General features: G+C 38.8%; 17 protein-coding genes. 7 read left to right on the forward strand and 10 right to left on the reverse strand.

Translation table 11 applies throughout. The annotated features are described in order from the left end of the window. Positions 1–177 precede the first annotated feature (177 nt). From fabG to yceD, 6 genes are all read right to left on the reverse strand, one after another. Positions 178–906 (reverse strand): 3-oxoacyl-ACP reductase FabG, encoded by a 729-nt coding sequence (gene fabG / locus JP36_RS07025; RefSeq protein WP_156106929.1) that lies wholly within the window; start codon positions 904–906, stop codon positions 178–180. A 15-nt stretch (positions 907–921) separates the two neighbouring features. Next, positions 922–1863 carry an ACP S-malonyltransferase gene (fabD, locus tag JP36_RS07030; RefSeq protein ID WP_039173404.1) on the reverse strand — a complete coding sequence of 314 codons (942 nt, stop codon included), beginning with the start codon at positions 1861–1863 and terminating at the stop codon, positions 922–924. A gap of 28 nt (positions 1864–1891) precedes the next feature. After that, on the reverse strand, positions 1892–2842 hold the full coding sequence (locus JP36_RS07035) for a beta-ketoacyl-ACP synthase III (RefSeq protein ID WP_039173407.1): 951 nt from the start codon (positions 2840–2842) through the stop codon (positions 1892–1894). A gap of 328 nt (positions 2843–3170) precedes the next feature. After that, entirely contained in the window at positions 3171–4163 is a 993-nt protein-coding gene (gene plsX, locus JP36_RS07040; RefSeq protein ID WP_039173492.1) for a phosphate acyltransferase PlsX, read from the reverse strand. Between the two features lie 45 nt (positions 4164–4208). Beyond that, positions 4209–4373, reverse strand: coding sequence for a 50S ribosomal protein L32 (gene rpmF, locus JP36_RS07045; protein WP_013745784.1), 165 nt, complete (start codon positions 4371–4373; stop codon positions 4209–4211). Between the two features lie 15 nt (positions 4374–4388). Beyond that, positions 4389–4916 carry a 23S rRNA accumulation protein YceD gene (gene yceD / locus JP36_RS07050; protein WP_039173411.1) on the reverse strand — a complete coding sequence of 176 codons (528 nt, stop codon included), beginning with the start codon at positions 4914–4916 and terminating at the stop codon, positions 4389–4391. 203 nt (positions 4917–5119) lie between these two features. Between yceD and asd the strand changes: the two genes are divergently transcribed. From asd to JP36_RS07085, 7 genes are all read left to right on the forward strand, one after another. Next, on the forward strand, positions 5120–6004 hold the full coding sequence (gene asd, locus JP36_RS07055; RefSeq protein WP_039173414.1) for an archaetidylserine decarboxylase: 885 nt from the start codon (positions 5120–5122) through the stop codon (positions 6002–6004). Between the two features lie 29 nt (positions 6005–6033). Beyond that, complete coding sequence (locus JP36_RS07060) at positions 6034–6666, forward strand: FKBP-type peptidyl-prolyl cis-trans isomerase (RefSeq protein WP_013745781.1); 633 nt, start codon at positions 6034–6036, stop codon at positions 6664–6666. 102 nt (positions 6667–6768) lie between these two features. Next, complete coding sequence (locus JP36_RS07065; RefSeq protein ID WP_039173418.1) at positions 6769–8304, forward strand: type I restriction-modification system subunit M; 1536 nt, start codon at positions 6769–6771, stop codon at positions 8302–8304. After that, positions 8301–9284 (forward strand): virulence RhuM family protein, encoded by a 984-nt coding sequence (locus JP36_RS07070; RefSeq protein ID WP_039173421.1) that lies wholly within the window; start codon positions 8301–8303, stop codon positions 9282–9284. The genes JP36_RS07065 and JP36_RS07070 overlap by 4 nt, the downstream gene beginning before the upstream one ends. Next, positions 9281–10375: a restriction endonuclease subunit S gene (locus JP36_RS07075; RefSeq protein WP_039173423.1), complete on the forward strand. Its 1095-nt coding sequence runs from the start codon at positions 9281–9283 to the stop codon at positions 10373–10375. The genes JP36_RS07070 and JP36_RS07075 overlap by 4 nt, the downstream gene beginning before the upstream one ends. Before the next feature lie 8 nt (positions 10376–10383). Next, positions 10384–11526, forward strand: coding sequence for an AAA family ATPase (locus JP36_RS07080; protein WP_039173425.1), 1143 nt, complete (start codon positions 10384–10386; stop codon positions 11524–11526). Between the two features lie 13 nt (positions 11527–11539). Beyond that, positions 11540–14596, forward strand: a complete 3057-nt coding sequence (locus JP36_RS07085; RefSeq protein WP_039173496.1) for a type I restriction endonuclease subunit R — start codon at positions 11540–11542, stop codon at positions 14594–14596. 64 nt (positions 14597–14660) lie between these two features. On the opposite strand, the gene JP36_RS07090 is transcribed toward JP36_RS07085, so the two are convergent. The 4 genes from JP36_RS07090 to JP36_RS07105 form a co-directional block, all read right to left on the reverse strand. After that, positions 14661–15872 (reverse strand): MFS transporter, encoded by a 1212-nt coding sequence (locus JP36_RS07090; protein ID WP_039173427.1) that lies wholly within the window; start codon positions 15870–15872, stop codon positions 14661–14663. 177 nt (positions 15873–16049) lie between these two features. Further along, entirely contained in the window at positions 16050–17111 is a 1062-nt protein-coding gene (yedE, locus tag JP36_RS07095; protein ID WP_039173430.1) for a YedE family putative selenium transporter, read from the reverse strand. Between the two features lie 245 nt (positions 17112–17356). After that, on the reverse strand, positions 17357–19651 hold the full coding sequence (locus JP36_RS07100; protein WP_039173433.1) for a Tex family protein: 2295 nt from the start codon (positions 19649–19651) through the stop codon (positions 17357–17359). A gap of 230 nt (positions 19652–19881) precedes the next feature. Further along, a complete protein-coding gene (locus JP36_RS07105; RefSeq protein ID WP_039173436.1) occupies positions 19882–20814 on the reverse strand; it encodes a site-specific integrase in 933 nt (310 codons plus the stop codon). Positions 20815–20863: the final 49 nt, after the last annotated feature.

Genomic DNA, 20863 nt, shown 5'->3' on the forward strand with positions numbered 1-20863 from the left:
TAAAGGTCTAATTTTACCTCTAACAAGAAGGTCAAAATCTGTATGCATACATTGACCAAAGTTACATACTCAATGGCAATTCTAACATTAAGCGAACTTGATTGCTATGCTTTTTGTTTAACCTAATATATCGTATTGCCGGAATATGTTTTTCTGTTACAAAAGTATAACAGCAGGTTAATTCATATACATACCACCGTTTACATGTAATGTTTCGCCGGTAATATAACTCGCATCATCAGAAGCTAAGAAAGCAACTGCTTTAGCAATATCCTTCGGATCACCTAAACGACCTGCTGGCACTTGTGCTAACGTTGCTGCTTTTTGTTCTTCGGTAAGTGCATCCGTCATATCGGTAGCAATAAAACCTGGTGCTACAACATTCACTGTAATGCCACGAGAAGCAACTTCTTTTGATAAGGCTTTAGAGAAGCCGATGATACCGGCTTTAGCCGCACAATAGTTGGCTTGCCCAGGATTTCCCATTGAGCCGACAACAGAACCGATACTAATAATACGACCGAAGCGTTTTTTCATCATACTGCGTAAAACAGCTTTTGAGAGATGGAAAACGGAACTTAAATTAGTTTGCAAAATAATATCCCAATCTTCTTCTTTCATTCGCATCATTAGATTATCACGGGTAATGCCAGCATTATTGACGAGAACATCTATCTCGCCGAACTGTTGCTTAACTTGATCTAATAATGCGTTGATAGATTCTAAAGAGGTAACATTTAATACCAATCCTTTCCCATTCTTGCCTAAATAGTCGGAAATAGCGTCAGCACCTTTTTCACTGGTTGCGGTACCAATAACGGTAAACCCTTTGCTGACTAACTCTTCAGCTATTGCTTTCCCGATTCCTCGGCTAGCGCCTGTTACTAAAGCGATTTTCTGCATAATTTCTCCTTTCATTTTTTATGCATTTTTTAAGTTTTCCACTTCGGTAAGGGAAGTAGTATCATTGACGGCATAGGATTGAATATTGGCACTAATACGTTTATTTAATCCAGTAAGAACTTTATTTGGTCCGATTTCAAATGTAATTTCAATACCTTGCTGATCCATTTTTTCTACGGTTTCAGTCCAACGCACAGGATTATAAAGTTGGCGTACCAATGCGTGACGAATTGCATTAGGATCATTTTCTGCTTTTACATCAACATTATTAATCACAGCAATTTGAGGCTGCTTAAATGAGATAGATTCCAATGCTACAGCTAATTGATCTGCTGCTGGCTTCATTAATGCACAGTGTGAAGGTACGCTTACCGCTAATGGTAATGCTCGTTTAGCTCCAGTTTCTTTGCATAAAGTTGCTGCACGTTCAACAGCAGCTTTATTGCCTGCAATCACTACTTGTCCCGGAGAATTAAAATTCACAGCGGAAACTACTTCTCCCTCAGCGGCTTGTTGGCAAGCAGAAATAATTTTTTCATTATCTAAACCGATAATGGCATACATTGCTCCAGTTCCTTCAGGCACAGCTTGTTGCATCAATTTACCGCGTAATTGCACTAATTTGATCGCATCTTGAAAATCAATCACTCCAGCGCAAACTAAAGCAGAATATTCTCCTAAACTGTGTCCTGCCATTACTGTGGGTTGTAAATCCGGATATTGTTGTTGCCATACACGGAAAATAGCGACTGAGGCAGCTAATAGTGCCGGCTGAGTCTGCCACGTTTTATTCAGTTCTTCAGCTGGGCCTTGCTGTACTAATTCCCAAAGATCGTAATCTAACACCTCTGAAGCTTGTTTAAATGTTTCTTCCACTACCGGATATTGTGTAGCCAATTCGGCTAACATTCCTACAGATTGAGAACCCTGTCCAGGGAAAACCATTGCAAATTTTTTCATTTAATAACCTTTTTGTAATTATAAAAACTTAATAACGGACTAATGCAGAACCCCAAGTCCAGCCACCACCGAATGCTTCTAATAATAATAGTTGTCCTCGCTTGATACGACCATCGCGAATCGCTTCGTCCAGTGCTGTTGGCACAGTTGCGGCACTAGTATTAGCATAACGATCAAGCGTTATCACAACTTGAGACATATCCATATCTAATTTTTTTGCGGTAGCGCTAATAATGCGTAAATTGGCTTGATGAGGAACCAACCAATCAATATCTTTCTTATCAAGATGATGAGAACTTAGCGTTTCTTCAACTACATTGGATAGTTGGCTTACTGCTAATTTGAATGTGGCATTACCTTGCATAGAGATATAACCAGATTTTTCATCGTGATGTTGAGTTTGTGATAAGGTTAACATTCCATCCATATCAGAGGAAGCGTGTAGATGGGTTGAGATAATGCCTTCATTTTCACTTGCTTCCAAAATAACGGCACCAGCACCATCACCAAACAGGACGACAGTGCTGCGATCAGTTTCATCGAGATGACGAGAATTTAAATCTGCACCGATAACTAAAGCTTTTTTTACCTGATTATTACGCACAAACTGATCTGCTATGCTTAATGAGTAAATAAAACCAGTACAAGCTGCCGCAACATCGAAAGCAATAGCATCTTTAATGCCGAGAATACCTTGGATCTGGCAAGCCGCACTTGGGTAAGAATGTGAGTTTGTAGTTGTCCCTACTACGATCAGATCAATCTCTTGTGGATCAATATTTGCTGTTTGTAATGCCTGCTTTGCTGCATTTGCCCCCATAGTAGCAACGGTTTCGTCTTCTGCTGCAATACGGCGTTCTTTGATACCGGAACGAGTTGTGATCCATTCATCAGAAGTGTCAACCATTTTTTCTAAATCAGCATTTGTTCTAATTTTTTGCGGAAGGTAACTACCTGTCGCTAATATTCTGCTATACATAGTTATCTCATTTTATTGTTTGAAAAGTGGCATAATCATAATGTGTTACACCAATATATTTTTAATCAAAAACCGGTTCACAATTTACAAGAAAATTGAGTGAATTAGCAATAAACAGGCTTCGTGATCTTGATAATATAATTACTTTACACATTCAATATCAGTATAAGTTAATACGCTATTGCTGCGATTTTTGCCCCAACGAAACCTTGCTTGATAATGATGCTGTTTATCTGCTATCCTCACTGTTCCTGCACTTAAACTATCTGATTAAAATCGTTGGAAATATTATCGCACTTTTATAGATAATCAAAAGTTTTGTTAACGTTTAATGTAATTCGTTGAGTATTTTTTCCGGAATATTTTTGTTTACTTGGGTAATAGCGTGTTTAATTGCTGTAGCAAAAGCATTACTGTTTGAACTTCCGTGGCTTTTTACAATAACAGACTGTAAGCCTAATAATGACGCACCGCTATGTTTATCTGGGTTGAAAGATTGTAATTGCTGATATTTTTCTTTCAGCATATGGCGAAGAATCTGTTTAAACCAACTTGCACACCATATTGGATGAGTGGATTGATTCTGTTTCAATAGCTGAATAATATTTTTAGCCGTACCTTCCAGTGTTTTCAAGGCAATGTTACCGTTAAACCCATCTGATACGATCACATCAGCATAGTGGTTAAGCAGCTGATCACCCTCAATAAAACCGATGTAATTAATGTTAATGTCTTTCTCAAGCAAAGTAGCTGCTTCACGAATTGCAGGCAAGCCTTTGATTGCCTCAATGCCTATATTTAGCAATGAAACGCGTGGATAAACCAGATCCAACATATTTTCTGCAAAAATTGCCCCTATTCTAGCAAATTGATATAGCTGTTCGGCATTGGTTTCAATATTAGCACCTAAATCCAACATCACAGTATGGCGACCGTTCATTGTTGGTAATAATGAAACTAATGCCGGACGTTGGATTCCCGGAATAGGTTGAATCAAAATCTTTGATAACCCCATTAATGCACCGGTATTACCGGCACTAACGCAAGCAGCAGCACTATTTTTTTGCACGGCTTCGATTGCCAACCGCAGTGAAGTGCCTTTGCTATAGCGTAATGCTTGAGTAATGGAGGTGTCTGAAAAAATTTGACGATCGCAATGATGAACAATAATACGTTGTGAAAGCGATTTATCAATTTGAGGAAGATATTGTTGGATGGCGTTATGATCACCAAAAAACAAAAAACGAAGCGTTGGATGTTCTTCCAACACTTGAATTGCGGCTGGGACAGTGATACGGGGACCAAAGTCCCCGCCCATCATATCTAACGCAATGGTTAGACTCAATGTATTACCTTTAGACGAAAATTATTTGATTTTACGACCACGGTAATAACCATCAGCAGTAACGTGATGGCGTAAATGAGTCGCACCAGTTTCTTTATCGATAGAAACCGCAGCAGTAGTTAACGCATCGTGAGAACGACGCATATCACGTCTTGAACGAGATTTTTTATTCTGTTGAACAGCCATTGGCTATACTCCTAACTATTTTTGCTTCTTTAAACTAGCTAACACAGCGAACGGGTTCGGTTTCTTTGCCAACTCTTCAGGCAATTCACCAAAAACCTGTTCGTCCTCGGACACTTCACAGTGTTCTGGTTCATGCATTGGAACCAACGGAAGTGAAAGGAGAAGTTCATCCTCAATCACTGCCAATAAATCTATTTCCCCAAAATCGTTTAGTTCGATTGGTTCATAAATTTCAGGTAACACATCAGCCTGATCCAAATTAGACACTGGACTGTAACTAAAAGTGCAAGATAAATGATAAGGAAACGGTTGTCCGCAGCGTTGACATATCAACATTACATCAACCTCCGCTTTGCCCTGCATTACAACTAATTTTTGAGGATCAATTGTAAAGCTTAACTTCGCCTCAACATCACTCAGCACTTGATTAACCGCTTCCGCCAAACGCACGAGCTGATTATGAGAATAATAACCCTCATAATTCAAACGTCTTTGTGCAGATTTAACCGGATCAACGGTTAAGGGTAGTTTTACCTTTTTCATAGGGTGCAAATATTAACGTTAGATACAACAATAGTCAAAGGAAATACAGATTTTTTCTTAGTTTTTGTGATTAAAAGCTATATATTAAAGTTGAAAAAATAAACATCTTTGCTTGAAAATTGCAGAATAGACCCAAATTGTTATAATCCGCTATTTACCGAATAACGGAGTTATATTTATTTTCTATTTAAGAGGGAAACAAATTGAACAAGACGATCAGCTACTTTGATAAATTAAAAGTCGCCTTTCATTATTTATTGCCACAACTGTCAATAACACGTGCTGCCGGCTGGTTAGCGGAAAAGCAGTGGGGAGCGGTAACACATACGATAATTCGTCTTTTTGCTAAAAAATATCGTATTAATATGGATGAAGCACAGTTTTCCGATGCTAAAGATTATGCTTCATTTAATCAATTTTTTATTCGCCCGTTAAAAGAAGGTGCAAGACCGATTAATCAAGATCCGAAAGCGTTATGTTTGCCGGCGGACGGTAGAGTGAGCCAACTTGGCAAGATCGAGCAAGATCGCCTTATTCAAGCGAAAGGTCACTATTTTAGTTTAACTGAACTGTTGGCAGGTGAACACCAAATGAGTGAGTTGTTCAAAAATGGGCAATTTATCACTACTTATCTCTCACCGAGAGATTACCACAGAGTACATATGCCGTGTACAGGCACATTACGCCAAATGATTTATGTGCCGGGTGAGCTTTATTCTGTAAATCCATTTTTAGCGGAACATATTCCTCATCTGTTTTCACGAAATGAACGTGTTATTTGTCTCTTTGATACTGAATTCGGTCCGATGGTGCAAATTTTAGTTGGTGCAACCATTACAGCTAGTATCAGCACGGTTTGGGTAGGTGTTATCAATCCACCGCGTCCGGGAGAGATTAAATCTTGGTCTTATCCGGAAAAAGGGGAAAGCGGCGCCGTTACTTTGGAAAAAGGAGCAGAGATGGGGGCATTCCGTCTGGGCTCAACTGTTATCAATCTGTTCGCACCGGATCAGGTAGAATTTGCCCAATATTTACATCAAGATACTGCCGTAAAAGTCGGTGAGTTGCTTGCACGAAAAGTAGAATAATCATTTACCACAACAATAAAGGAAACATTATGTCGAAACAATTTTTTGATCAAGTCAGTTTAGAAAGCGTAGAGGCAAAAGGCAGCTACGGTATCGGTTTGCAAATCGGACAACAATTAATTTCAAGTCAGTTAGATATTGATGAAGTTGCTGTAGCGAAAGGCATTTTTGATGCGCTAAATCAAAATGAAGCAGCCCTGGATCAACAACAAATCACTGCTGCATTGCAAGAACTTCATCAACGTGTTGAAGAAAAACAAAAATTATTATTTAAAGAAATCGAAGAGGCAGGTAAAGCATTTCTGGCTGAAAATCGCCAACATCCGGATGTCGTTGAAACAGAAAGCGGTTTGCAATATCAAATTTTAACCAAAGGCGAAGGTAAAATTCCGGCAAAAACCGATAAAGTGCGTGTTCACTACACCGGTTCTTTAATTGACGGTACCGTTTTCGATAGCTCAGTACAACGTGGACAACCAGCAGAGTTCCCAGTAAACGGTGTTATCGCTGGATGGATCGAAGCATTAAGTATGATGCCTGTCGGTTCAAAATGGCGTTTGGTTATTCCTCACCACCTTGCCTACGGTGAACGTGGCGCAGGCGCCTCAATCCCACCGTTCAGCACTCTAGTGTTTGATGTTGAGTTGTTGGATGTGCTTTAAACTCATTAAGAGAAACTAAAAATTTTTAAGCCTAGCTATTGCTAGGCTTTTTTATGTTATAAGATATCAAAATTTCTTAATTTTTATTTATAAGGATGCTTAATGACAAGTGCTCAACAACGCTCAGAGTTGCAGCGTAGAATATGGCAAATCGCTAATGATGTTCGTGGTTCAGTTGATGGATGGGATTTTAAACAATATGTATTAGGCACACTATTTTATCGTTTTATTAGCGAAAATTTTGCCAGTTTTTTTAATGATGAAGAAACCAATTACGCGGATTTAACGGATGATGTTATCACTAATGAAATCAAAGATGATGTCATTAAAGTGAAAGGTTATTTTATTTATCCTAGCCAACTATTCGTGAATATTGTTAAAAACGCCAATAGTAATGAACATTTGAATACCGATTTAAAAAATATATTTAATGAGATTGAAGATTCAGCGGTTGGTTATCCGTCAGAACCGGATATTAAAGGTTTGTTTGCCGATTTCGATACCACCAGTAACCGTTTAGGTAATACCGTTGCTGATAAAAACAAACGTTTGGCAGCTGTATTAAAAGGTGTGGCAGAATTAGATTTTGGACATTTTGAGGATAATCAAATTGATCTCTTCGGTGATGCTTACGAGTTTTTGATTTCCAATTATGCTGCCAATGCAGGTAAGTCGGGCGGTGAATTTTTTACGCCACAAAATGTATCCAAGCTGATTGCACGACTGGCGTTGCACGGACAAAGCACAGTCAATAAAATCTACGATCCGGCTTGCGGTTCGGGTTCGTTGTTGTTGCAAGCCAAAAAACAATTTGATGCACATATTATTGAAGAGGGTTTCTTCGGACAAGAGATTAACCACACCACCTACAATCTTGCTCGTATGAATATGTTTTTGCATAACATTAATTACGACAAATTCAATATCAGTTTGGGCGACACTTTATTAAATCCGCAATTTGGCAGTGATAAACCTTTTGATGCTATTGTTTCCAATCCGCCGTACTCGGTGAAATGGATTGGAAGTGATGATCCAACCTTAATTAATGACGATCGTTTTGCGCCTGCAGGTGTATTAGCGCCAAAATCCAAAGCCGATTTTGCCTTTATTTTACATACGTTAAGTTATTTATCCGCCAAAGGGCGGGCGGCGATTGTTACCTTTCCGGGTATTTTTTACCGTGGTGGTGCTGAGCAAAAAATTCGTAAATATTTGGTGGATAATAACTTTATAGAAACAGTAATTGCATTGGCACCGAACCTGTTTTTTGGTACATCTATTGCGGTGAATATTTTGGTTTTATCAAAACATAAAACCGATATGATGACGCAGTTTATTGATGCCGGCGAATTATTTAAAAAAGGAACCAATAATAACGTGTTGACCGATGAGCATATCACCAAAATTATCCAATTATTTAGGGAAAAAATGTACGTGCCGCACTTGGCGAAATCAGTAGATTATCAGATGATTGTTGATAACGATTATAACCTGTCCGTTAGTACCTATGTGGAGGCGAAAGATACCCACGAAGTGATTGATATTAACGCACTCAATGCCGAAATTGAGGAAACCGTTGCCAAAATCAGCCAGCTGCGTGGGGAGATTGCCGAAATAATTAAAGAGATAGAAGCATGAGCGAGATGATTTTATACACCGCTGCAGATGGTGGCATACAAATCAAGGTAACCCTAGAAGATGAAACCGTATGGCTGACCCTAGACCAAATGGCACAGCTTTTTGGCAGAGACAAATCCACCGTTTCCCGCCATATCAAAAATATTTTTGAGGAAGAAGAGCTGCAGCGAGATTCAGTTGTTGCAAATTTTGCAACAACTGCCAGCGATGGGAAAACCTACCAAGTAGAACACTACAACCTTGATGTCATCATCTCTGTAGGTTACCGCGTGAAATCCGTGCAAGGAACACACTTCCGCCAATGGGCAGCGGCACGGCTTAAAGAATACCTGATCAAAGGCTTCACTATGGACGATGAACGCCTGAAAAACCTCGGTGGCGGCAGCTATTGGAAAGAGCTTTTAGCACGCATCAAAGACATTCGTTCCAGCGAAAAAGTGATGTACCGCCAAGTGCTGGATCTCTATGCCACCGCCACCGATTACGACCCACAAAGCGACATCAGCAAACAATTCTTTCAAACCGTACAAAACAAACTGCACTATGCCGCCCACGGCCATACCGCCAGCGAAGTTATCTACTACCGTGTAGACAGCGACAAGCCTTTTGCCGGCCTAACCCACTTTAAAGGCACACAGCCCACGCAGGCAGAAGCGATGATTGCCAAAAACTTCTTGGAAGAAAAAGAACTCAGAATCCTCAACAACCTTGTTGCCGCCTACTTTGACCTAGCCGAACTCAACGCCCTAGAAGAGCGCGAAATGCGTATGGCAGACTTCTTACGCGAACTGGATACCATTTTGGCATCAACGGGTAGAAAAGTGCTGGAAAATGCTGGCAAAATCTCTTCTGCCCGAGCGCAAGAAAAAGCCAAAGCCGAACTCCGTAAATACAAGGCAAAAACCCTCAGCCCCGTAGAAGAAGACTACCTGAAAGAAATTAAAACATTAACCCAAAAGACGAAGAAGAAACAGCTATGAACTATTTAGAAAAACTACTACAAGGCGCCCCCGTGGAATGGAAGGCTCTCGAAGAGGTTTTAGATTATGAGCAACCTACACCCTTTTTAGTAAAATCCAAAGAGTATTCAGATGAGCATGAAACGCCAGTTCTCACTGCTGGGCAAAGTTTTATTTTGGGCTACACCAACGAAACAGATGGGATTTATCAAGCCTCAAAAGAAAATCCTGTAATTATTTTTGATGATTTTACAACCTCCTTTCATTGGGTTGATTTTCCTTTTAAAGTCAAATCTTCCGCCATAAAAATGCTCTCATCAAAGGCAAATGAGCATTTTAAGTATATTTTTTATGCAATGCAATATATTAACTATAAACCCGCAGACCACGCAAGGCAGTGGATTTCTAAGTATTCAAAAATAAAAATCCCCATTCCCCCGCTGGCTGTACAAAAAGAAATCGCCCGAATTTTAGACGCATTTACAGCGATTACCAGCGAGCTTACCAGCGAGCTTACGCTACGCCAGAAACAATATCAACACTATCGCGACCAATTGCTCACCTTTGGCGATGAAGTGGCGTGGAAGACGTTGGGGGAAGTGGCTATTATTGGTACAGGTAGCCATGATACAAAAGATGCCATAGATGATGGGGATTATATTTTCTATGCTAGAGGGATTTCCCCATTAAGGCTCAATACATATGATTTTGATGAGATAGCAATTATTACAGCTGGTGACGGTGTTGGAGTTGGAAAGGTATTCCATTGGGCGGAAGGTAAATATGCATTACATCAAAGAGCATATAGAATTGTTCCAACTTCTAAAATTTCTGCTCGGTACATTTACCACTATATATTAGCTAATTTTTATTCGTATATTCAGAAAGCGTCGGTTTCCTCTTCCGTAACATCTTTAAGAAAACCTATGTTTTTAAAATTTCCAGTACCAATTCCACCCATAGAGGAACAAAAGCGTATTGCGGGCATCTTAGATAAATTCCATACGCTGGCACATTCGCTTTCAGAGGGCTTTCCCAAAGAAATTAAGCTGCGGCAGAAGCAGTATGAATATTATCGGGATTTGTTGCTTGGGTTTGATAATTTAAAGTAGAGTAAATGATGGAAAAAAATCTAAATGATATTGCTCAAAAATTAAAGAGTACTAATGCTAAGGTGCAGCTTATTTATGCTTTTAATGGTACAGGTAAAACTCGGTTATCAATGGAATTAAAAAAAATTGTTACTACAGGTTCTGATGATGATAGCAGTTTAACCCGCCATAGATTTCTCTACTATAATGCCTTTACTGAAGATTTGTTTTATTGGGACAATGATTTGGAAGGAAATCAAAACAGAGTTTTAAAAATACATCCAAACTCCTTTACAGATTGGATCTTACAAGAACAAGGGCAGGATCAAAACATTATTTCTCATTTTCAGCGATATACAAATGATAAATTAACACCTAAATTTAATGCAGAATATTTAAAAGATCCGAAAGACCCCAATTCAATAGTTAGGGCTAATTCTGAAGTAACATTTTCCCTTGAGCGTGGAAATGATGAGGAAGAAGATTTAAGCAATATAAAAATTTCTAAGGGTGAAGAAAGCAACTTTATATGGTGTGTGTTTTTTTCGTTATTACACCTTGTGATAGAGCAACTAAATATTCCAGAACACACGGATAGGGAAACAGATCAATTCAATGAATTGGAATATATTTTTATTGATGATCCTGTTAGCTCCTTAGATGAAAATCATTTGATTGAAATGGCAACAGATATAGCTAAATTAATTAAATCCAGCAAATCAGATTTAAAATTCATCATAACTACTCATAATCCACTTTTTTATAATGTATTGTGTAATGAATTAACTCGATCAAAAAGATATATTTTAAGAAAATATGAAGCCGGAGGGTACGAATTATTAGAGCAAAAGAATGACTCTCCTTTTTCTTATCATCTTTTTTTAAAAGCTGAAATTGAACGAGCATTAAGTAATGATGAATTGCAGAAATATCATTTTAATTACTTAAGAAATATTTTAGAAAAAACAGCAACCTTCTTAGGATATGAAAAATGGGGAGAATTATTACCCAAAGATCCAGATGGCTCTAACCCTACAGAAGCAAGAATTATTAATCTTTCTAGCCATTCTCAGCATTCAACTGAGGAGGTATCAATGCTAATAGAACGTAATAAAGCTGTTATAGGAAATTTAATTAAATTGCTTAATGAAACTTATAAATTTAAATCATAAAATGGATAATCATATGCAACAAACCACCCCCATCGCCGAAACCAACAATTTTATTATTTTAGATAAATACGAAAAAATTGAGCAATCTGGCAGTTATCAAAGCGAAGCTGATTTGGAGCGTGAATTGATTGCCGATTTGCAGCAACAAGGATATGAATATCGCAAGGATTTAAATACACCTGACAAGTTGCTTGCCAATGTGCGTGATCAATTACAAAAATTGAATAATGTGCAGTTTAGTGATGCGGAGTGGGTGCGTTTTCTGGTGGAATATTTGGATAAACCGGCAGAGAGTTTGGTTGATAAAAGTCGAAAAATTCATCATAACCATATTTATGATTTTGTTTTTGATGACGGGCATATCCAAAATATTTATCTACTGGATAAAAAGCATATTCACCGCAATGTGTTGCAAGTGATCAACCAGTTTGAGCAAACCGGCACACACAGCAACCGTTATGATGTCACTATTTTAGTCAATGGCTTGCCGTTGGTACAAATTGAGTTGAAAAAACGTGGTGTTGCTATTCGAGAGGCATTTAATCAGTTACATCGCTACAGCAAAGAGAGTTTCAACAGCGAAGCGTCTTTATATAAATACCTGCAAATTTTTGTGATTTCCAACGGCACCGATACCCGTTATTTTGCCAACACCACTAAGCGCAATAAAAACAGTTTTGACTTTACGATGAATTGGGCGAAGTCGGATAACAGTCTTATTAAAGATTTAAAAGATTTTACTGCCACTTTCTTTAGTAAAAACAGTTTGTTAAGCGTGTTATTGCATTATTCCGTTTTTGATGTCAGTGACACCTTGCTGATTATGCGACCTTATCAAATTGCTGCCACCGAGCGGATTTTATGGAAAATTAAAAGCACTTACGAAAATAAAAATTGGAGCAAACCCGAGAGCGGTGGTTTTATTTGGCATACTACCGGTTCGGGTAAAACGCTCACCAGTTTTAAGGCAGCTCGCTTGGCAACTGAATTACCATTTATTGATAAAGTGTTTTTTGTGGTTGATCGCAAAGATTTGGACTATCAAACCATGAAAGAGTATCAGCGATTTTCTCCTGATAGCGTCAACGGTTCGGAAAGTACGGCAGGCTTAAAACGTAATATTGAGCGTGATGATAATAAAATCATTGTAACCACCATTCAAAAACTTAATAACTTAATTAAGTCGGAAGAAAATTTGGAGCTTTATCAAAAGCGAGTTGTTTTTATCTTTGATGAATGTCATCGTTCACAATTTGGTAAAGCACAAAAAAATCTGAAAAAGAACTTTAAAAAATTCTGCCAATTTGGTTTTACCGGCACGCCGATTTTTCCAGAAAATGCACTGGGTTCAGAAACAACCGCTAGTGTTTTTGGCCGGGAATTGCACTCTTATGTGATTACTGATGCGATTCGTGATGAAAAAGTGCTGAAATTTAAGGTGGATTACAACGATGTGCGTCCGCAATTTAAATCGTTGGAACAAGAACAAAATTTGGAAAAATTATCCGCATTGGAAAATAAACAAGCCTTATTGCATCCGCAACGGTTACGAGAAATCGCTCAATATATTTTGCGAAATTTCAAGCAGAAAACCCACCGCTTAAATGTTTCCGGAAAAGGTTTTAATGCGATGTTTGCGGTGAACAGTGTGGATGCTGCCAAACTGTATTATGAAATTTTTAAAGATTTACAAAAAGATAGTCCGAATTCATTAAAAATTGCTACTATTTTCTCTTTTGCGGCTAATGAGGAACAAAATGCCAAAGGTGATATTGCTGATGAAAGTTTTGAACCTACCGCAATGGATAGTTCGGCAAAGGAGTTCTTACAGGCAGCCATTAATGACTATAACTCCTATTTTCAGACTAATTACAGTGTAGAAAGTAAAGCATTTCAAAATTATTACCGAGATTTAGCCAAGCGTGTCAAAAATCAAGAAATTGATTTATTGATTGTGGTTGGTATGTTCTTAACCGGTTTTGATGCACCTTGTTTAAATACCTTATTTGTTGATAAAAACTTGCGTTATCACGGTCTTATTCAAGCCTATTCCCGTACCAACCGTATTTTTGATGATGTGAAAAAATTCGGTAATATTGTTACTTTCCGTGATTTGGAACAAGCCACAATTGATGCTTTGACGCTGTTCGGTAATGCGAATACGCGGAATATTGTGTTGGAACGTAGTTATCAAGATTATATGAATGGTTATGTGAATAGTAGTGGTGAATTTGTGAGAGGTTATCAGGATATTGTGCGAGAGTTACAAAGTAAATTTCCTGATCCTGCTGCCATCGAAAAAGAAGCGGATAAGAAAGCCTTTGTTAAATTATTTGGTGAATATTTGCGTATTGATAACGTGTTACAGAATTATGATGAATACGCTGATTTGATAAATGAAAATTTAGCCGAGATAACAACAGCAAAAGAAGAAAATGGCACTTACTCAGGCACCGAGCAACCGAGTATATTATCGGGACAGCATCTACAAAATTATCTTTCAACCTACAATGATATTCGTGATTGGTTAAGGCGTGATAGAAAAGGAGAAGAACAATCCACTATTGATTGGGATGACGTTGTTTTTGAAGTGGACTTATTAAAATCTCAAGAAATTAATTTAGATTATATTTTGGAATTAATTTTTGAGCAGAATAAAAAATTAAATAATAAAGAGGCTTTAATTGAGGAAATTAGGCGGACTATTAGAGCCAGCGTTGGTAATCGGGCTAAAGAAAGTCTGATTGTTGATTTTATTAATCAAACCGATCTTAATGAAATTGGTGATAAGGTGAGTATTATTGAGGCTTTCTTTAAATTTGCACAGATAGAGCAAGAAAAGGAGGCTAATGCGCTTATTACTGATGAAAGTTTAAATAAGGATGCGGCAAAACGCTATATTGCTATCTCATTAAAACGTGGTTATGCGAGTGAAAATGGTACAGAACTAAATGAAACTTTACCAAAACTCAGTCCGCTTAATCCTGCATATCGTACTAAAAAACAGACTGTTTTTGAGAAGATTGTTGCTTTTATTGAGAAATTTAAAGGAATTGGCGGCAGTATTTAAGATAAATGTTCAAGAATTCCGTACCTCAATAAGTGGGTATGTAGAGGTACGGATTTTTGTTTAATTACTCCAACACCTTCCCCTTCAATTCCGGAATAAGGAATAACGTGGCGAGCATATCGATAAAATAGATTAATGCCAAGAAGGCGATAGCGAACTTAAATGAGTAGGTAGCAACCAATGCGCCAACTACAACAGGTCCAAAGCCACCAACGGCACGCCCCAAGTTGAAAAGTACGTTTTGTGCAGTTGCACGTGCTTTGGTTGGATAAGCTTCAGACATCAAGGCACCATACCCACCCATCATTCCATTAACAAACATTCCCAAAAATGCACCAACAATCAACATTAATTCCGGTGTGGTGAGCTGAGAATAAAGCACGACACTGATAATTGCTCCAAGCTGAAATAATAGAAAACTTGGTTTGCGTCCAAAACGATCTGCTAATTGTCCGAATAACCAAATGCCGAACATCATTCCGATAATAGTAGCAGCTGTCCATAAACCGGATTTTGTTAAACTGAAACCTAGCTGTTTGGAAAGGTAATTCGGTAGCCAAATCATTATGCCGTAATAGCCGAAATTCTGTACGGAAGTCAGTACAACCACGCCTAAACTTACCTTAGTGGTTGCTTTGTCTTTAATTAATTGCTTGAACGATGTGAATAAAGAGGTTTGTGTTTGTGGGTTTTGTTTTTGTACAAAAATTTCCGGTTCGTGCAGGTGTGAACGTAAATACCACGCCACAAAAGCAGGGATGATACCGACTAAAAACATTCCGCGCCAACCTATATAGGGTAATAATAGCGGAGTTAGCAGGGCGGCTGCTAATACGCCAACTTGCCAGCCTAGTGCCACGTAAGCTGAGGCTTTAGCTCGATGACGAGCCGGCCACGCTTCTGCTGCCAATGCCATCCCGATACCAAACTCACCACCTAAACCAATGCCGGCAATAGTACGATAAATCAATAAATCCCAATAACCTTGTGCAAAGGCACATAGACCAGTAAAAACTGCAAATAACACGATTGTCCACGTTAAAACTCGAATACGTCCATAGCGGTCACTCAATGCGCCGAAAATAATACCACCAGCGACAGCGCCAATAAGTGTCCAAGTGACTAATGAACCGGCTTGTGCTGGAGTGAGAAGTAGATCGGAGGAAATAGCGGTGAGCATAAAGCCCAAAATAAGAAGATCAAAACCGTCCATAGCATAACCGACGGCAGAACCAAGCAAGGCTTTCCAGCCATAGGCATTAACTTTTTGTATCATAAATCGTCCTTTTGTTGCTCACTGGCAACATCATTAAAACTAGAATAATAGCTTCCTGCCTCACAGGGCAAAAATTGCCTAATTTTAGGATTATTTGAGGTGCGATTCAATGGTTAGTGCTAAATAATATAGTGAAAAATAGAGTACGATGTTTTTAGAAACATCGTACTTTTTTAATTAGACTTTAATGCGGTTACTTAAACCGACATAAATGCAGAAGATAAATCCGATGATCACCACATACGGTGTAAATTGGCTGACACCGGCACCGGAAGCTGCAAGGGAGAAATTGTGAGCAGCTGCAGCACCGAGTAACATTCCGAGAATGAACAGAGCTGAATCATTATCACCTTCGCCGATATGTACCAACTGTTTACCCGGGCAACCGCCGCCTAAGGAGAAACAGAGACCACATAATGCCATTGCAAGGAAATTCCAAATAACATCATTATGTGCAATTGGTTGTTTATCAAAACCAAGATGGAATTGCCCCAGAATTACATTGGTAATAACCGTGAAGAGAATAAGCGCCAAAACGCCGTTTAGTAAATGACTGTCGCGGAACAGAATAAAATTGCGGAATGCGCCGATAGAACAGAAACGGGATTTTTGCATTACAATGCCGATAATTACACCACCACCAAGTGATAGCCAAAGATTGGCGTGTTGGGCGGCTGGACCTTTTTCAGAGAAGAAAATAGGAAGATTCTCGCCAAATTTAAATTCAGTGATTAAGAAAATAAACAAGGCGACAACAAATAGGATTGGAATAATAGCAGAAGATTTGCTTTGTTCGCTAACTTTGCCTAAAGAGAATCCTCGATTAGCAAAGAAAATCCCACCAACAATACCAGCAATAAGTCCGGCAATGCCGGCAACTGCGGTTAAATCGCCGCTGCCTAAACGTAGAAATGCTCGCCACGGACAGCCTAGGAAAATCAATGCACCAAGCATAGCGAAAAAACCGAGCAAAATTCGAGTGATTGGCGCGGAGCTAGCTCGAGGTTTGAACTCTTTGGCAAAAAATGCACTGATTAGCGCACCGAAAACCAAGCCGATAAGTTCCGGACGGATATATTGCAGAGGAGCGGAACGATGAAGCCCTAAAGCACCGGATGTATCTCGTAAGAAACAAGCAGCGCAGAACCCCATATTGCCGGGATTGCCTTCATAGGTTAGAAGTGGAGCAATGATACCAAGTGCAGCACCTGCAACCACAGGCCAAGTGAAAATTTTCATAATTAGACCCTTGTGATATCAGAAAAATGGACGTTATTTTGGGGAGGACAAAGCAGTTGTCGAGATCAAAATAACTAAAATTAAATTTTAATTGTCTTAACCAAGGTTAAAGACGCAAGAATTATAAGGGAATTGGGTAATGGGTAAAGCGAGGGAATTTAAAAATTTGAAGTGCGTCAAAGAAAATTTAACTAGCTAGGAGAAACATAACCTTATCTTTTCGGACAAGGTTATGTTCCAGATGATTATTTCTTCCAATTTTTCAAGGCATTAGCAAAGGCGTTGCCCATTGTTGAAACAGATGGTGAATGACGGCGTTTTGCAGTTGATTGGGGTATACTGCTTTTATGCGTTGTATGAGAACGGTTTGTTTGCTCATCTAAACGCATTGTCAAAGCAATACGTTTGCGATCTACGTCAATCTCCAATACTTTAACTTTAACAATATCGCCAGTTTTTACTACATTATGCGGATCTTCAACGAATTTATCGCTTAAAGAAGAAATATGCACTAAGCCATCTTGATGGACACCAATATCTACGAATGCCCCAAAGTTGGTAACATTGGTAACGGTTCCTTCTAAGACCATTCCCGGTTTGAGATCGCTAATTTGTTCTACTCCTTCTAAGAAAGTTGCGGTTTTAAATTCACCACGAGGATCACGTCCCGGCTTTTCCAATTCTTTTAAAATATCGGTTACAGTTGGTAAACCAAAGCGCTCATCAGTGAATTGTGTCGCACTTAATTGATGTAATACAGAGGAGTTACCCATTAATTCTCCTAAAGATGAATTTGTTGCTTGCAAAATTTTCTCAACGATAGGGTAGGCTTCTGGATGAACGCTAGAAGCATCAAGCGGATTATTCCCATCGATAATGCGCATAAATCCAGCACATTGCTCAAAGGCTTTCGGCCCTAGACGAGGCACGTTCTTTAATTGTTCTCGATTGGAAAAACGTCCGTTTTCATTACGATAATTAATAATATTTTGTGCTAATGTTTTGCTCATTCCCGCAACTCGAGCTAGTAGTGGGGAAGAAGCAGTATTGAGATCAACACCAACAGCATTCACACAATCCTCTACAACAGCATCAAGTTTACGGGCCAATTGTGTTTGATTAACATCGTGTTGATATTGACCGACACCAATCGCTTTTGGTTCAATTTTTACTAATTCAGCTAACGGATCTTGTAAACGGCGAGCGATTGAAACTGCTCCGCGTAAAGAGACATCAAGTTGAGGAAATTCTTGTGCAGCGAATTCAGAGGCGGAATAGACAGAAGCACCGGCTTCACTGACAATCACTTTTTGTGCTTTCCAATCTGGTTTTGCTTTTAATAATGTTTCAACAAAACGTTCTGTTTCTCGAGAAGCAGTTCCATTACCTATAGCAATCAATTCAACATTATATTTTTTACCAAGCTGATAAAGCGATGCTGCTGCTTGGCTCTCTTGTCCTGTATGTGGATAAATCGCAGTGGTATCTAACAATTTCCCGGTATTATCAATTACAGCCACTTTTACACCGGTTCGTAAACCGGGATCCAACCCCATTGTAGTTTTCGCACCTGCGGGAGCAGCCATTAATAGAGCGGATAAGTTCTTTGCAAAAACATTAATTGCTTCTTCTTCAGCACGCTCACGTAGAGCGGACATTAATTCAGTTTCCAAATGAAGTGCAACTTTAATTTTCCACGTCCAAGCAATAACCTGTTGTCGCCAACTATCAGCAGGCTGTCCGTTAAACTGAACATTTAAATGGGTACGAATAATGTCTTCGCAATAACTATAATTACCCTCTTCCTGCATCGGGTCAGCATTCAATGATAAAGCTAGAATGCCTTCGTTACGACCACGCAACATAGCCAATGCACGATGAGAAGGCACATTTTTCAATAATTCACGATGATCAAAATAATCTTGGAATTTCTCACCCTCTTTTTCTTTTCCAGTAATAACTGTTGATACCAACTCTGCATTATTACTGAGATAGTGACGTACTTTTGCTAACAGTTGTGCATCCTCTGCAAAACGTTCCATTAAAATATATCTAGCCCCGTCCAAAGCTGATTTCACATCAGTAATGCCTTTAGTATCATCAATATATTTTTCCGCCTCGTTTTCAGGATGATATTGTGGTTCATTCCATAATAATTCTGCCAAGGGTTCAAGCCCTGCTTCAATTGCAATTTGCCCACGAGTGCGGCGTTTAGGTTTATAAGGAAGATAAAGATCTTCTAATTCAGTTTTACTTTGCGTCTGTTCGATAGCTTGGCGTAAGTCATCAGTTAATTTCCCCTGTTCTTCAATAGATTTAAGAATAGTTTGACGACGGTCGTCCAGCTCACGTAAATAAGTTAAACGGCTTTCAAAATGGCGTAATTGGGTGTCATCCAAGCCACCGGTTACCTCTTTACGATAACGCGCAATAAAAGGAATGGTGTTGCCCTCATCCAATAAATTGATGGCGGCAAGAATTTGTCTGCTTTGAACATTTAGCTCATCCGCAATAATTTGGCTAATAGTTTGGTTTAACATCACTTTTTCATTCTTTAGTAAAAAATCACCGCCCAATTATAGGCGGTGATGGTTGGAAATGGGAAGAGGATAAGCATATTTATGTTGCAATTCACAGAAGAATACATAACGTATTGCTCTATGAATTATTTTGGTTTGGAAGGGGTTATACCTCTTCCATATTAAATACATTCTCCTTGCAGCAAAAGTTGATGATTTAATTATTAAAAATATTTTGATTAACTTTGCATTTATCCTATATTCAAACTCGACAGTGATCGCATCACCAAATCCACATCTTTATTTTCCAACTCGTGAATAATGTGCAGATAGGTTTTTTGTGTGGTAGTGATGCTGGCGTGTCCTAATCGTCTTGCCACACTGGCGATAGAAACGCCGGCAAAAAGCAGTAGTGAAGCGTGGGTGTGGCGTAATCCGTGTACCGTAATAATCGGAATCGCTGCTTTTTTACAATAACGTTCAATGAGATCATTAATTGTAGAGTTATAAACTTTTTCGTAGTTAGGCAGAAAAATCGGAATATTTTCCGGACAATGGCGAATTAATTGTGCAAATTGAATGATGGTTTGCCAATCCAACTGAACCTTGCGAATGGAAGAGCGATTTTTAGTGGGTAAAAATCCACCTTCATTTTTATAATCCCAAGTTTTATTGATGGTCAGTGTTTGCCGTGCAAAATCAAAATCTTTTGGCGTAACCGCAAGAGCCTCAGAAAAACGTAATCCAGTTTTAGCAATTAACAAAATAAGCCAATCAAAACTGAGTTTTTCATTTAAATTAAGCTGATGGATCAGGGTTTGTAGTTCGTATTGGCTTAAATATTTAGGCTTTTTCTCACGCGGGATTTTACCTTTAATAATCGCCTTACGGGTAGGATCCCGAATAATTAACCCCTCATCTACAGCATCTAAAATAGCCCCTTTGATTTGATGGTGAAAATCCATCACGGTTTGGCGTTCGTGGTTGTTGGCGTAGTCATTGAGCAGTTGTTGATAGCTAATGCGGTTGAGATCGCACAGCCGTAATTTGGGAGCGAGGCGAATCAACCAAGTATGGCTCATTTGGTATTTAGCGAGGGTTACGGGGCGGATCGCACCTTCTTTATAAATACTGATCCAACGTTTGAAATAGCGGTGAAAAAGTTCTTGATTAGTTAATTGCATAATGATGTCCTCTCTATTATTGGGTTAAAAGTTATACAACACAATTTAA

Source organism: Gallibacterium genomosp. 1 (assembly GCF_000771875.1).
Lineage (GTDB): Bacteria > Pseudomonadota > Gammaproteobacteria > Enterobacterales > Pasteurellaceae > Gallibacterium.